Consider the following 14,113-nt stretch of genomic DNA (forward strand, 5'->3'; position numbering starts at 1 on the left):
GCCCTGATTTTATACCACTTGAATTTGACGCAAATCAATCAAACTCCGGGCTTTAGCTGGGTTTTGCGGAGGGGCACACAGCCACCAAGGATGAGTATTGACTTTGTGACAAAATCCTGTTAGAGCATTTGCACCAACTATAAATAATTCATCATTTTGGATGCTTTATGAAAAAACATGTATAAACTAGCCAAAATAAACTTTTTAACAATTTTCAAGGTTAAATATGCTAACTCAAATCGTGTGACTTCGATCTCATTATTTTTTAACCTTTTGATTATGGTAAAATAAATAAAAGCCAATTAACCAAACATAAAAACCACCAAAAATTCAGATTAATTTTTCTAATCTCATATCATATTATTTCTCGTTTGATAAAGCCGCCAGGGTTGACTAATATGTAGCCTGTGTTAAGGAGACGCTCGGGTCGGCCGACATCAATATCTGCAGACCTTCCTCCGCGCACATTGACTGAACTTTGTGTGGAGATATCGTTATGAAAAAGTTTTTTGAACGTCTGGTTAACTGCTACAAGCCTGTTTTTGTTGAACTTTACAAGTCTCAACTGGTTTACTAATCACAGCTGAGCAACTGCTTGTCTTGAAGTTTTGTTAGCGCAAAACGGCCCCATAGGTATTCCTATGGGGCTTTTTCGTCTCTGCAGCCATTAAAGAGTGATTCCAGCCTTAGTCCGGCTTTAGCCTGTTAAGCGCTGTAAAGCCTGCATTTTGACACTTCAATACATAAGAATATATTGAACAAAGTGCAACCTATTGATGATTTAAAGTTTTTACTGTAGGGCAAAAGTTAAATAAAAAAGGCGGGTTATAAATACCCGCCTTTTTTTACCCTTTATGGGATGATTTTTAACCTTATCCCAACTTCACTCTGGCGTTACGGAACATTCTCATCCAAGGGCTGTCTTCACCCCAGTTTTCCGGATGCCAGGAGTTGGCGACTGTGCGGAACACCCGCTCAGGGTGAGGCATCATGATGGTGACTTTGCCATCCAGGCTACAGATCCCGGACAAGCCGTTGGGCGAGCCGTTGGGGTTCTGTGGATACAAGCTGGCCACCTCACCTTTACCATTGACATAACGCAGCGCCACAGTGCCGCTCTGCTCGGCAGCCGCCATGGCGGCAGCTGAAGCAAACTCGGCACGCCCTTCCCCGTGGGAAACGGCAATCGGCATTCTGGAGCCGGCCATACCGCTGAAGAACAGCGATGGGCTTTGCTGCACTTCCACCAGGCTAAAACGCGCTTCAAAGCGTTCAGAGCGGTTACGGACAAAGTGCGGCCAATGCTCGGTACCCGGAATGATCTCCTTGAGGTTGGAGAGCATCTGGCAACCGTTACAAACACCCAGAGCAAAGCTGTCGGCACGCTCGAAGAAGCGGCTGAAGTCCTCACGGGCACGGCTGTTGAACAGGATGGACTTGGCCCAACCTTCACCGGCGCCCAGTACATCACCGTAAGAGAAGCCACCACAGGCCACCAGTCCCTGGAACTCTTCCAGGCTGATACGGCCACTGAGGATATCCGACATATGCACATCGCGGCTTTCAAAACCGGCACGCTCGAACGCAGCTGCCATCTCAATATGCGAGTTGACCCCTTGCTCACGCAAAATCGCCATCTTGGGCGCAACGCCCTTGAGGATATAAGGCGCGGCAACATCTTCTGCCGGATCAAAGCTTAAGTTAACCGTCAGGCCTGGATCGGTTTCATCCAGCTTGAGGTCAAACTCTTCACGGGCACACTCAGGGTTGTCCCTGAGCGCCTGCATTCTGTAGGTGGTTTCAGACCAGAGCTTACGCAGCTCGGTGCGTGAAGCACTATAAATTTCAGCACCTTGATCCTGGATACGGATGCGGCCATCGTCGCTCAGCTCTGCTATCGGATGACAATCCACACCGGCATCAGTGTAAGCCTTGATAATCTCGGCGGCTTGGTCTTTGCTCACCTGCAGCACGGCGCCCAACTCTTCGTTGAACAGGCGCGCCAGGGCGCTGCCGGCCAGCGCAGAAATATCCACATTCAGGCCAGTGTGACCGGCGAAGGCCATCTCCACCAAGGTGGTGAACAGACCGCCGTCACTCTTGTCGTGGTAAGCCAGCAAACTCCGCTCGGCCACCAACTGTTGAGTCACCTCGAAGAAACCTTTCAATACGGCTGCCTGATCCAGATCCGGCGCGATATCGCCCAGCTCACCGAACACCTGCGCCAGACAGGAACCACCCAGACGAGTCTTGCCCTTGGCCAGATCGGCCAGCAGCAGTAGGGTTTCGCCCTTGTCGGTACGCAGCTCAGGGGTCACGGTATTGCGAATGTCGCGCACCGCACCGAAGGCGGAGATGATCAGCGACATAGGGGCAGTAACCGCCTTCTGCTCGCCCCTGTCTTCCCAGGCGGTCTTCATCGACATTGAGTCTTTGCCCACGGGAATGGTCAGTTCAAGCTCGGGACACAGCTCTTCGCCCACCGCCTTGACCGCCTCATAGAGGCCGGCATCTTCACCTGGGTGACCGGCTGCAGACATCCAGTTGGCCGACAGCTTAATGCGCTTCAGTGAGCCGATATCGGCACCGGCCATGTTCAGCAAGGATTCGGCCACGGCCATCCGCGCCGAGGCGCCAAAATCCAGCAAGGCCAGCGGAGTGCGCTCACCCATGGACATGGCTTCGCCCACATAGCTGTCGAACGAGGCGGCGGTAACGGCGCAATCCGCCACAGGTACCTGCCAGGGGCCGACCATCTGATCGCGGTTCACCAAGCCGGTTACCGTGCGATCGCCTATGGTGATCAAGAAGCTCTTGTCGGCAACGGTTGGCAGAGTCAGCACCCGCTTAACGGCTTGTGCGAGATCGATGGAAGCTTCATCCAGCGCCGCAGACTGCGCCTTTTGACTCACTACATCACGGCTCATCTTGGGTGGTTTGCCCAACAAGACTTCCAGCGGCAAGTCGATAGGCTTGTTGTCAAAGTGCTCATCGCTCAGGCTCAGGTGCTGCTCGGCAACCGCCTCGCCCACCACGGCAAATGGCGCACGCTCGCGCTCACAAATGGCGGCGAAGGTATCCAGGTTTTCGGCTGCCACAGACAGCACATAACGCTCCTGGGATTCGTTACACCAGATCTCCAGCGGACTCATGCCTGGCTCATCGGAAGGCACGTTACGCAGCTCAAACTTACCGCCGCGACCGGCATCGCTGACCAGCTCAGGGAAGGCGTTGGACAAACCACCGGCGCCCACATCGTGAATAAACTGGATGGGGTTGGCATCGCCCATCTGCCAGCAGCGGTCGATAACCTCCTGACAGCGGCGTTCCATTTCCGGGTTTTCCCGCTGCACCGAGGCAAAGTCCAGATCTTCACTGGACTGGCCGGACGCCATGGAGGAAGCCGCGCCGCCGCCAAGGCCAATGTTCATCGCCGGGCCACCCAGTACAATCAGCTTGGCGCCTAAGGAGATCTCCCCTTTCTGTACGTGCTCTTCGCGAATGTTGCCAAGGCCGCCGGCCAGCATAATAGGCTTGTGATAACCGCGCACCTCGACACCATTGTGGCTGCAAACCTGCTGCTCATAGGTGCGGAAGTAACCCAGCAGAGCCGGACGACCGAATTCGTTGTTGAAAGCGGCGCCGCCCAGAGGGCCGTCGATCATGATGTCAAAGGCAGTCACAATCCGGTCCGGCTTGCCGTAGTCGCCTTCCCAAGGCTGCACAAAGCCAGGGATCTTGAGGTTGGATACGCTGAAGCCGGTTAAACCCGCCTTGGGCTTGGAGCCGCGGCCGGTAGCGCCTTCGTCACGGATTTCACCGCCCGAGCCTGTGGCAGCACCAGGATAAGGACTGATGGCGGTCGGGTGGTTGTGGGTCTCCACCTTCATCAGAATATGCATCGGCTCTGTGTGATAGCGATAAACGCCGTCACTGTCGGGGAAGAAACGCCCGGCTTCAAAACCTGTCATTACCGCGGCGTTGTCTTTATAGGCCGACAACACATAGTCCGGGGTCTTCTCATAGGTATTCTTGATCATCTTGAACAGCGACTTGGGCTGCACTTCGCCGTCAATGGTCCAATCGGCGTTGAAGATCTTGTGACGACAGTGCTCTGAGTTCGCCTGGGCGAACATCATAAGTTCAATGTCGTTGGGGTTGCGCTCAAGGCGCAGGAAATTGGTGACCAGGTAGTCGATTTCATCATCGGCCAACGCCAGGCCCATTTCGCGGTTGGCGATTTCCAGCGCCCGGCGGCCTTCGCCGAGAATGTTGACGCTGACAAAAGGCTTGGGCTCAGTGCGGGCAAACAGCACATCGGCCGCTTCAAAGCTGTCCAGTACCACTTCCATCATGCGGTCGTGCAGCAGCGCCTTGAGGCTCTTGAGCTGTTCGCTGCTCAGAGCGTCGGATTCCACATAATAAGCCAGACCGCGTTCCAAACGTTTTACCTGCTTGAGGCCGCAGTTTTGGGCGATGTCGGTGGCTTTGGAAGACCAGGGAGAAATAGTACCGGGACGGGGAGTAACAAACAGGAGAGTGCCTTGGGGCTCGTGGGATTCGATGGCCGGACCGTAGGTTAGAATCTTACTCAACTGCGCTTGGTCATCGGGGTTGAGCGCTTCGCTCAGATAAGCCAAATGAACATATTCGGCATAGATTTGCTTTACCGGAAGCTGGGCGGCTTCACAGGCCTGCATCAGCTTTTGCACTCTGAATGCCGAGAGTGCGGGGGCTCCGCGGATGATCTCCATCACGTCTTATCACCTTATTATTTATAATTACAGGGTCAGAGGTGGCGCTATTATAGGTAAATGCGCCCTACAAATCACCTCAGACTTTGCTTAAAACAGTGTTTCCTGTGATATAAAGTAATCCTATGGGGTAATATACCCTCCGGTGCCTGACCCCATGGTTCAATCACGGGGATACCAGGCCTGCAACCAAGACGCAATTCATTGAATTTATTTACAAATTAATCAAACAAAAGGAATAACCCCTATCTCAGCGGCAAACCACAGGCTAAGGGCTTTTACCGATAGATAATGAAACGATTCACCGCGACTCTCACCCTGATAATCTTGCTGGCAGGCTGCCGGCAACCTGTCGTGGATGAAGCTCAGGTAACCCCGGCGGTGAATGAGGCCAAGGAACTCAGGGTTGGCACCCTCTATGGCCCACAAATCTATGTTTCTTCCACCCAGGGCAGCGCCGGGTTTGATTATGAGATGGCGGCGCGTTTCGCCGACTTTCTCAGCAAGCCGCTGGAGATGAAACCCTATGGCAATATCAATGAGCTCTACCAGGCGCTGAAACAAAACGAGATAGATTTGATTGCCGCCGGGCTGTCGGATACCCGGAGCCGCAGACAACAGTTTCGTCTCGGGCCGCCGCTTTATCGGGTCAATCAGGTGATGGTCTACCGCGCCGGCACCCCTGTTCCCAAAGATCTCAACGCCCTGGATGCGCCTGTTACTGTGATAGCCGACTCGTCGTTTGTGGAAACCCTGAACCGACTCAAGGCAGATAATCCCAACCTTGAGTGGCAACAGGTCGCAGATAAAGATAATGAAGAGCTACTGAGCATGATAGCCAGCGGCGAACTCAGCTACACCATTTCAGATTCCACCAGCATCAATATCAATCGCCGTTTTATGCCTGAGCTGAGATCCGGCCAGGTGCTGGAGCAGCAACAGGCTGTGGTTTGGCTGTTGCCTCCCAGGGGCAGCGATCAACTGATGAGCCAACTGCTGCGTTTCTGGCACCAGGAACAAAGAGACGGCACGCTAGAACACTTGGTGGAAAAGTACTTCGGCCATGTCAAACGTTTCGACTATGTTGACACCCGCGCCTTTATCCGCGCGGTCGACAGCAAGCTGCCCAAGTACCGCCATCTGTTTGAAACCTATGCCGGTGAACTCGACTGGCGCAAGCTGGCCGCCACCAGTTATCAGGAGTCGCACTGGAACCCCAGGGCCCGCTCACCGACCGGCGTGCGCGGCATGATGATGCTGACCCTGGCAACCGCCAAACAGTTGGGAGTGGAGAATCGCCTCGATCCCGAGCAGAGCATCCGTGGCGGTGCCCGTTATCTGAGCGACATTTTGGTACGCCTGCCTGAGTCTATTCCGGAGGAGGAGCGGATGTGGTTTGCCCTCGCCTCTTACAACATAGGCTATGGCCATGTGGAGGATGCCCGTAAGTTGGCACAGGCCAGAGGCCTTAACCCCAGTGCCTGGAAAGATCTCAAGCAGGTATTGCCCTTGCTGCAAAAGCGCAAATACTACCAGCACACCCGCTATGGCTATGCCAGAGGCAACGAGGCGGTGCATTATGTCGACAGCATTCGCCGTTACTATGACACTCTGGTGTGGATAGACAATCAGGCCAAACTGGAAGCCCTGGCCAGGGAGCAGGCTCAGGAAGAGGCGGCACAAAGAGAAGCGGAATCCCAGGCCGGGGAAGAAACCGAACTCAGCGGTGCCCAGCCCAACTGAAAACCCCGCACACGACTCATTTTCGCGCCAACCAGTCTGGCTTTGATGCGCAGCCCGCCATTTGGGGCTGGCGCAAGCTTAAATAAGCTGTTAGCTTGGAAGCATTACAAAAACTTCAGAATATACTAAGGTAAGCTTATGAAAAGAAAGACCATTAACAATGCAATGGCCCGTCGCCGCAGCCTGGTTAAAACCCGTCACAAACGCATTCTCAACCGTCACAAACTCTTCTTCAGTTTTCTGCAGCAGGCAGATTAAGTTTCCTTGCCTGCTTCAATGCCTTCTGCTCCTGTCTGCGTCGCCTGAAAAAGGCGCTCAACTGTTCGCTGCACTCCTGTTCCATCACCCCGGCGCTGACCGCCAACTTGTGATTGAACAGGGGATGACGCACCAGATCCAGCACTGAACCGGCCGCGCCTGTCTTGGGATCTGCAGCCCCGTACACCAGTCTCCCCACCCTGGCATGCACCATGGCCCCGGCGCACATGGCGCAAGGCTCCAGCGTCACATAGAGGGTAGTATCCAGCAGACGGTAGTTTTCCAGTTGACTGCCCGCCTGCCTGAGGCAGAGAATTTCCGCGTGGGCACAGGGGTCGTTGGCGGCAATAGGCTGGTTCCAGCCGCAGGCAATAAGCTTGTCATCTTTGACCAGCACTGCCCCTACCGGCACTTCCCCGAGGACTTCAGCCTTTTGCGCCATCTCCATGGCCAACTGCATCCAATGTAAGTCACGATTCTCTGTCATTCTATCCATCCGTTCTCAATGCGGCGCCAGTATAACTGGCATGAATACCAGTACCAAATCCGATACCCGCGGATATCGACTCTTTCGGCGCCTGCATGCGGAATAGACTCAAGGCCGCTCCAGGATCCTCGGGCCCGCGCCTTCCTGACCCAGCACATCATCGGGATTTCTGAGTGGACATTCGGCCAGCGATAAACAACCACAGCCTATGCAGCTGTCCAGCTCGTCCCGCAGCCGGGTCAGCTTCTTGATCCTCTCATCCAGCGAGGCCCTTAACTCGGCGGAAATGGTCCGCCACTGCGCCGCCGTCAACTTGGCGTTGGTGCCGTATTTGGCCAGTGCCTGCTTTATCTCCTCCAGCGGCACTCCGGTGCGCTGCGCCACCTTGATGATGGCAATCAACCTAAGCACAGTCGAGGGAAAGCGCCGCTGGTTGCCACTGCTGCGCTGGCTGCTGATAAGCCCTTTGGACTCATAAAAGTGAATGGTGGAAACCGGTACCCCACTGCGTTTGGCGACCTGGCCTATGGTCAGAGCACCGCGGGATGACCCTTCGTCACCATTTTCAGGTTCGGCAGTAAATTTTGTGTTCATTGACTATTGACCTCAAGTTAACTTGAGGTTTTATAGTGCCGCCGAAGGAATAAATCAACCCCCGCCAAGGATGGCCCCCTTACATAAACGACAAAAAACACAGGAAACTTGTCGCTATCATGATCAACAAATCCCTATCTCTGATGCTTGGCCTTTCGCTGCTTCTCGGCCTGGGTCTTACCTACGGCCTGAAAGCCGATGATGAGGCAGACAGTGGCGGCCATGGCTATGGCCCTGTGGCTGTGTCATTGGCCAGCGTGCAACAAATCAGCCTGCCACAGCAACTCGACGCCGTCGGCGAACTGGAAGCCGCGGCCCAAATCGCCGTCGCTGCCGAGACATCCGGCCGGGTAACGGCGCTGCACTTCGACTCGGGGCAACAGGTTAAAGCCGGTGAACTCTTGGTGCAGCTCAATGATGCGGTGGAGCAAGCCGAACTGTTGCAGCAAGAGGCGCAGTTACTGGCAGCCGAGAGTGCCTATCGGCGTCTTGTTAGCCTGGCCGCCGATAATCTGGCCTCCAGGGAAGCACTGGACAATGCCCTGGCCGAGCGCGATATGGCCCGCGCCGCTGTCGCCCGAACCCAGGCTCAGATAGCCCAAAAGGCCATCAAGGCCCCCTTCTCCGGCACCTTGGGGATCCGCAAGATTCACTTGGGCCAATACCTTGGCGCCGGTGAAACCATCGCCCAATTGGTGGATGACAGCCAGCTCAAAATCAACTTTGCCATCAGCGAAGCCCAGGCCGATAAACTTGAGCTTGGGCAGACATTGCAACTCAGGACAGACTTACGCCCCGATGAAAGCTGGCCCGCCAAACTGAGCGCCATAGAGCCGATTGTCGGCAGCTCACGAATGCTGCAACTGCAGGCGATATTGCTGCCAAAACCTATTGACGGCGAGTCCGATGATAAAGAGCGAGTTGACGACAAGCCTGCCGAAAAGGCGGCCAGCTATCCAAGCCAGGAGAATGGCGCTGCCAAGCTGAGAGCCGGCATGTTTGCCCGGGTGGCGTTGGAAAAGTCAAGACGCCAGGCGCTGATGATCCCCGAAAGCGCCATCACTTATAACACCTGGGGCGAAACCGTGTTTCGGGTCGATGCCGGAGAACAAAGCCTCACGGCCCACAAAGTGGCAGTTAAAACCGGCCAACGTCAGAATGGCTGGGTCGAGGTCATCTCCGGCCTGTCGCTTGATCAACTGGTGGTCACCTCCGGTCAACTCAGGCTGAGTGATGGCGTCCAGGTCAGCAGCACGGGCCAGGACAGCCTCACCGCAGCGCTGCTTTATCAGAGCAAGGGGCAATCACAATGAGATTTACCGACCGTTTTGTCGAGCGTCCGGTGCTGGCACTGGTGGTCAGCAGTCTTATCCTATTGCTGGGGCTGTTCTCCATTGGCAAGTTGCCGGTGCGCCAATATCCGCAGCTGGAAAACGCCACTATCAGTGTGACAACCCAATATCCCGGCGCCTCGGCCGAGCTGATGCAGGGCTTTGTGACCCAGGTGCTGACTCAGGCGCTGTCATCAGTGGAGGGCGTCGATTTTATCTCCTCATCCTCCACTCAGGGCCGCAGTCAAATTCAACTCAGGATGACACTCAACAGTGACTCCACCCAGGCTCTGACCGAAGTGATGGCCAAGGTCAGTGCCGTGCGCTACAAATTGCCCAAGGATGCCTTCGATCCTGTTATCGAGCGCTCCTCGGGTGAATCCACCGCCGTGGCTTATGTCGGTTTTGCCAGTGACAGCCTGAGCATTCCGGCCCTGACCGACTATCTGTCGCGGGTGGTCGAGCCCAGATTTGCCAGCATTACCGGTGTGGCCAAGGTCCAGCAGTTTGGCGGTCAACAACTGGCGGTGCGCCTTTGGCTCGACAGCGACAAGCTTGCCGGACGAGGCCTGACGGCCGCCGATGTGGCCGATGCGCTGCGACGTAACAACTTTCAGGCCGCTCCCGGTGTGGTCAAGGGCCAGTTTGTTGTCGCCAATATCAAGGTGAATACCGATATCACTGATGTCGCAGCCTTTCGCGATCTGGTATTGAAAAACGATGGGCGGGACTTGGTGCGCCTCGGTGATGTCGGCACTGTGGAGCTGGGCGCCGCTTCCAAAGAAAGCAGCGCCTCCATGGATGGTCAGGCAGCTGTGCATCTGGGGCTATTTGCCACCCCCAAGGGCAACCCTCTGATCATAGTGGATGGCATTCGCAAGCAGTTGCCGGAGATCCGCAAAACCTTGCCGCCGGGTGTTCGGGTGGAACTTGCCTATGAAAACGCCCGCTTTATTCAGGCATCCATAGATGAAGTGCTGCGCACCTTGCTCGAAGCACTGTTGATAGTTGTGCTGGTGATCCTCTTGTGTCTCGGGTCGCTGCGCTCTGTGCTGATCCCCATAGCCACCATTCCCCTATCCATGCTCGGCGCCGCTGCACTGATGCTGGCCTTTGGTTTCAGCATTAACCTGCTCACTCTCTTGGCCATGGTGCTGGCCATAGGCCTGGTGGTGGATGACGCCATTGTGGTGGTAGAAAACGTCCACCGCCATATCGAAGAGGGGAAACACCCTGTGGCAGCTGCCCTGATAGGCGCCCGCGAAGTGGCCGGCCCTGTGATAGCCATGACCATTACCCTGGCGGCAGTTTATGCCCCCATAGGCTTGATGGGCGGCCTTACCGGCAGCCTGTTTCGTGAGTTTGCCATGACCCTAGCCGGTGCTGTACTTGTCTCCGGCATAGTCGCCCTGACCTTATCGCCGGTAATGAGCTCAATGTTGCTGCAACCAAAGCAGAGCGAAGGCCGACTGGCCCGCGCCGCCGAGCATTTTTTCGAGCGCTTGGGCGATAGCTATGGCCGTCTGCTGAAATGGTCGCTCGCCCATAGAACCCTTAGCTTGGGCTTCGCCCTGCTGGTGATGCTTGCTCTTCCATGGCTCTATTTGCAGCCGCAGCGGGAATTGGCCCCCACGGAAGATCAGGCCGGCGTATTAACCGCCATCAAGGCGCCGCAACATGCCAATCTAGAGTATGCCGAGCACTTCAACCGGCAGTTGGATCAAATATTTACCCGGATCCCGGAAACCCAGGGTACCTGGATAATCAATGGCACCGACGGCCCGGCGGCCAGTTTCGGCGGTATCAATCTCAGTGACTGGAGTGAGCGCAGCCGAGACGCCAGTGCTATTCAGACCGAGCTGCAGCAACTGGCGGGCACTATCCCGGGCAGCAGTATCTTTGCCTTCCAGTTGGCGCCCCTGCCAGGTTCCACCGGCGGGCTGCCGGTGCAGATGGTATTGCGCTCCCCCGGCGCTTACCCCGAGCTTTATCAAACCATGGAGCAAATCAAGCAGGCGGCGCGCCAGAGCGGTTTGTTTGTCGTGGTGGACAGCGATCTGGATTACAACAACCCAGTGGTGCAACTCAGTGTCGACAGGGCCAAGGCCAACAGCTTAGGGGTGAGGATGCAGGATATCGCCGAGTCATTGGCGTTGCTGGTAGGTGAGAACTATGTCAATCGCTTCGCCATGGATGGCCGCGCCTATGATGTAATCCCCCAAAGCCTGAGGGAACAACGCCTCTCGGCCGAAGAGCTTGGCAAACAGTATGTACGCAGCACTGATGGCACTCTGGTGCCCCTCTCCGGCCTGGTCACACTCGAGCGCGGAGTCGAGCCAAACCGTCTGAGTCAGTTCGGCCAGCAAAATGCCGCCACCTTACAGGCGATTCCGGCGCCGGGAGTAAGCATGGGGCAAGCTGTGGCCTTCCTCGAGCAGCAGCTTGCAGCACTGCCCGCCGACTACAGCCATGACTGGCAGTCTGACTCGCGCCAGTATGTGCACGAAGGCAATAGTTTGGCCTTTGCCTTTATCGCTGCGCTGCTGATCATCTATCTGGTGCTGGCGGCGCAGTATGAAAGCCTGATTGACCCGCTTATCATTCTGATCACTGTGCCTTTGTCCATCTGCGGCGCCCTGTTGCCACTGGCGTTGGGGTTGACCACTCTCAATATCTACACCCAGATAGGGTTGGTCACTCTGATAGGCCTTATCAGCAAACACGGCATTTTAATGGTGGAGTTTGCCAACGAGCTGCAACAGCAAAAACAGTTGAGCCGTCAACAGGCGATACTGGAAGCCGCCAGGATCCGCCTGCGGCCGGTGCTGATGACCACAGCCGCCATGGTATTTGGGCTTATCCCCATGCTGTTTGCCAGCGGCGCCGGTGCCGCCAGTCGTTTCGGTCTGGGCCTGGTGATCGTTTCCGGCATGTTGATAGGCACGCTGTTTACCCTGTTTATATTGCCGACCATCTACACCCTGCTGGCACGGGACCATACCCGCATAGACGAAAGACAGCAGCAGTTGGCGCCTGTATTGCAGAGCCAGTAACTCGGGCTCGCTATAGAAAGACCAAACTGCCCGCGATTGCGGGCAGTTTATTATTCGCAGCGCTCCTTAAGCGACATGACGATTCCTTAGTCTTGTGCTTCCTGAGCCTTGTCCGCTTTATCTTTGGCTTCCCTGCGCCGTTTCAATTCGGCGCGCATCCAGGCAGCCGATTCGGCCATATCCCGCCTGAGCTCGGCTATCTCCTCATCCGTGAGCCGCCGAACCAGCGGCTCATCTCGCTGAGATATTGAGTTTGGTTTTGCCGTTTCCTGCTGTTTGTTCATGGTCATTATTCCTTTTTCTGGAGCAGGTCCATGTCTCCAAGAGTTTATCTTGCAAGCCGATACAACCAAAGGGCCCCATTCACCCGGTAAAAGTGAATGGGGCCCTCAATCAGTTCTCTTTATTCCGCTCTCTTTAACAAGCTAAGGTTGCGGCATGGCACACAAGAGGCTGTTAGCGGAGGATCATCTGCGCCCGCTCCGGGCCGACAGAGATCATTTTTACCGGTACGCCCATCAGCTCTTCAACCCGCTGCACATACTTTTGCGCCGCCAGAGGCAGGCTCTCAAAGGTGCGACAAGCCGTGATGTCTTCGCTCCAGCCTTCCATCTGCTCATAAACCGGCGCCAAGGCTGAGGTTTGTGGCCAAATCGGGTTTTCGCTGTGATCGCCCTGATAATCGATGCAGATTTTCAGATCCTGCATCCCACTCAAACAATCCAGCTTGGTCAGCGCCACTTCGGTAGCTGCCTGCAGCTCGACACCATTACGGGTGGCCACGGCATCGAAATAGCCCATATCACGGGGACGCCCGGTTACCGCGCCGTACTCATTGGCGGCTTCGCGGAAGCTGTCCTGTTCTTCCATGGCAGTAATCAAGGTACCGGTTCCCACTGATGAGCTGAAGGACTTGGCTACGGCAATCACCCGCTCGGGGCGCAGTGCCGGTAAACCACTGCCGAGACCGGCATAAGCGGCGGTCACGTTGGAAGAAGTGGTCCAAGGGTATTCACCGTAAACCAGGTCACGACCCGCGCCCAACTGGGCTTCAAACAGCAGGTTTTCATCTTTTGCCTGCAGCGCTTTCAGTGGCTCGCTCACGTTGCAGATGGCATCACGCCAAGGGGCAGACACTTCCAGCAACCAAGCTGTCATCTCTTCTGCGGTTTGCGAAAATTCAAAGGAGGGATACAGCGCCTTGAGCTGCGGCAGTTTCCAGTCCAGCATAAACTGGATACGTTCACGCAGTACTTCAGGCTGCTTCAACCAACCCACCAGAATGCCTTTTTTCATTACCCGGTCACCGTAAGCCGGGGCAATGCCCTGGCGGGTAGAACCGTAAGCGCCGTCACCGAGACGCTCCTCTTCCAGAGTATCTTCAATGGCGTGGATTGGCAGGCACAGAGTCGCCCGGTCGGAAATGCACAGATTGACATTGACACCGGCGGCTTTTACCTCGGCAATCTCTTCGGAAAGTGGCGCCGGGCTTATCACCATGCCGGGACCCAATACCGCCAAACAACCAGGATTGAATACGCCGCTAGGCAGTTGATGCAGTTTGAATGTACCAAAGTCATTCACAACTGTGTGGCCGGCATTGTTGCCGCCCTGAAAACGTATACTCGCCGCTGCGCTATCTGCCAGATAGTCCACGATACGGCCTTTACCTTCATCACCCCAGTTTGCACCAACTACAACGATAGACGACATTTCCAGTTCTCCTAAACAAAAACCTGTCTATCCTATGACCACGGCATAAATAAGAAAAATTAATAATCATTATTGGCTTGATAAGAAATCCATATCGGGATACTTTGCATCGAAGATAGCGGGCAATTGTCGTGACCAAGGCCATGACTAAGGCCATGGCCAAAAGCAGCCAACCATAAA

General features: G+C 55.4%; 8 protein-coding genes. 3 read left to right on the forward strand and 5 right to left on the reverse strand.

Features of this window, described 5'->3' with window-relative positions; translation table 11 throughout:
- Positions 1-872 precede the first annotated feature (872 nt).
- On the reverse strand, positions 873-4,754 hold the full coding sequence (gene purL, locus ON072_RS02310; RefSeq protein WP_274625938.1) for a phosphoribosylformylglycinamidine synthase: 3,882 nt from the start codon (positions 4,752-4,754) through the stop codon (positions 873-875).
- Between the two features lie 291 nt (positions 4,755-5,045).
- On the opposite strand from purL, the gene mltF reads away from it, so the two are divergent.
- Entirely contained in the window at positions 5,046-6,497 is a 1,452-nt protein-coding gene (gene mltF / locus ON072_RS02315) for a membrane-bound lytic murein transglycosylase MltF (protein ID WP_261752758.1), read from the forward strand.
- Positions 6,498-6,729: 232 nt separating this feature from the next.
- Here the strand turns inward: mltF and tadA are convergent, their stop codons facing one another.
- Together tadA and soxR are read right to left on the reverse strand one after the other, a co-directional pair.
- Positions 6,730-7,242: a tRNA adenosine(34) deaminase TadA gene (tadA, locus tag ON072_RS02320; protein WP_315903428.1), complete on the reverse strand. Its 513-nt coding sequence runs from the start codon at positions 7,240-7,242 to the stop codon at positions 6,730-6,732.
- Positions 7,243-7,350: 108 nt separating this feature from the next.
- Positions 7,351-7,836, reverse strand: coding sequence for a redox-sensitive transcriptional activator SoxR (gene soxR, locus ON072_RS02325; RefSeq protein WP_101058682.1), 486 nt, complete (start codon positions 7,834-7,836; stop codon positions 7,351-7,353).
- Positions 7,837-7,955: 119 nt separating this feature from the next.
- Here soxR and ON072_RS02330 point away from each other — a divergent pair, with 119 nt between their 5' ends.
- Positions 7,956-9,149: an efflux RND transporter periplasmic adaptor subunit gene (locus ON072_RS02330; RefSeq protein WP_261752760.1), complete on the forward strand. Its 1,194-nt coding sequence runs from the start codon at positions 7,956-7,958 to the stop codon at positions 9,147-9,149.
- Positions 9,146-12,220 (forward strand): MexW/MexI family multidrug efflux RND transporter permease subunit, encoded by a 3,075-nt coding sequence (locus ON072_RS02335; RefSeq protein ID WP_261752761.1) that lies wholly within the window; start codon positions 9,146-9,148, stop codon positions 12,218-12,220. The genes ON072_RS02330 and ON072_RS02335 overlap by 4 nt, the downstream gene beginning before the upstream one ends.
- Positions 12,221-12,306: 86 nt before the next feature.
- On the opposite strand, the gene ON072_RS02340 is transcribed toward ON072_RS02335, so the two are convergent.
- Both ON072_RS02340 and ON072_RS02345 read right to left on the reverse strand, forming a co-directional pair.
- Entirely contained in the window at positions 12,307-12,504 is a 198-nt protein-coding gene (locus ON072_RS02340; RefSeq protein ID WP_144132208.1) for a hypothetical protein, read from the reverse strand.
- A gap of 172 nt (positions 12,505-12,676) precedes the next feature.
- Positions 12,677-13,933, reverse strand: a complete 1,257-nt coding sequence (locus tag ON072_RS02345) for an adenylosuccinate synthetase (RefSeq protein ID WP_025886539.1) — start codon at positions 13,931-13,933, stop codon at positions 12,677-12,679.
- Between the last annotated feature and the right edge of the window lie 180 nt (positions 13,934-14,113).

The organism is Shewanella sp. K8, from assembly GCF_028823715.1.
Classification (GTDB): Bacteria; Pseudomonadota; Gammaproteobacteria; order Enterobacterales; family Shewanellaceae; genus Shewanella; species Shewanella algae.

Coding starts and splice junctions, on each gene's coding strand:
- purL (WP_274625938.1), bottom strand. CDS start 4,754: ATGGAGATCATCCGCGGAGCCCCCGCACTCTCGGCATTCAGAGTGCAA.
- mltF (WP_261752758.1), top strand. CDS start 5,046: ATGAAACGATTCACCGCGACTCTCACCCTGATAATCTTGCTGGCAGGC.
- tadA (WP_315903428.1), bottom strand. CDS start 7,242: ATGACAGAGAATCGTGACTTACATTGGATGCAGTTGGCCATGGAGATG.
- soxR (WP_101058682.1), bottom strand. CDS start 7,836: ATGAACACAAAATTTACTGCCGAACCTGAAAATGGTGACGAAGGGTCA.
- ON072_RS02330 (WP_261752760.1), top strand. CDS start 7,956: ATGATCAACAAATCCCTATCTCTGATGCTTGGCCTTTCGCTGCTTCTC.
- ON072_RS02335 (WP_261752761.1), top strand. CDS start 9,146: ATGAGATTTACCGACCGTTTTGTCGAGCGTCCGGTGCTGGCACTGGTG.
- ON072_RS02340 (WP_144132208.1), bottom strand. CDS start 12,504: ATGAACAAACAGCAGGAAACGGCAAAACCAAACTCAATATCTCAGCGA.
- ON072_RS02345 (WP_025886539.1), bottom strand. CDS start 13,933: ATGTCGTCTATCGTTGTAGTTGGTGCAAACTGGGGTGATGAAGGTAAA.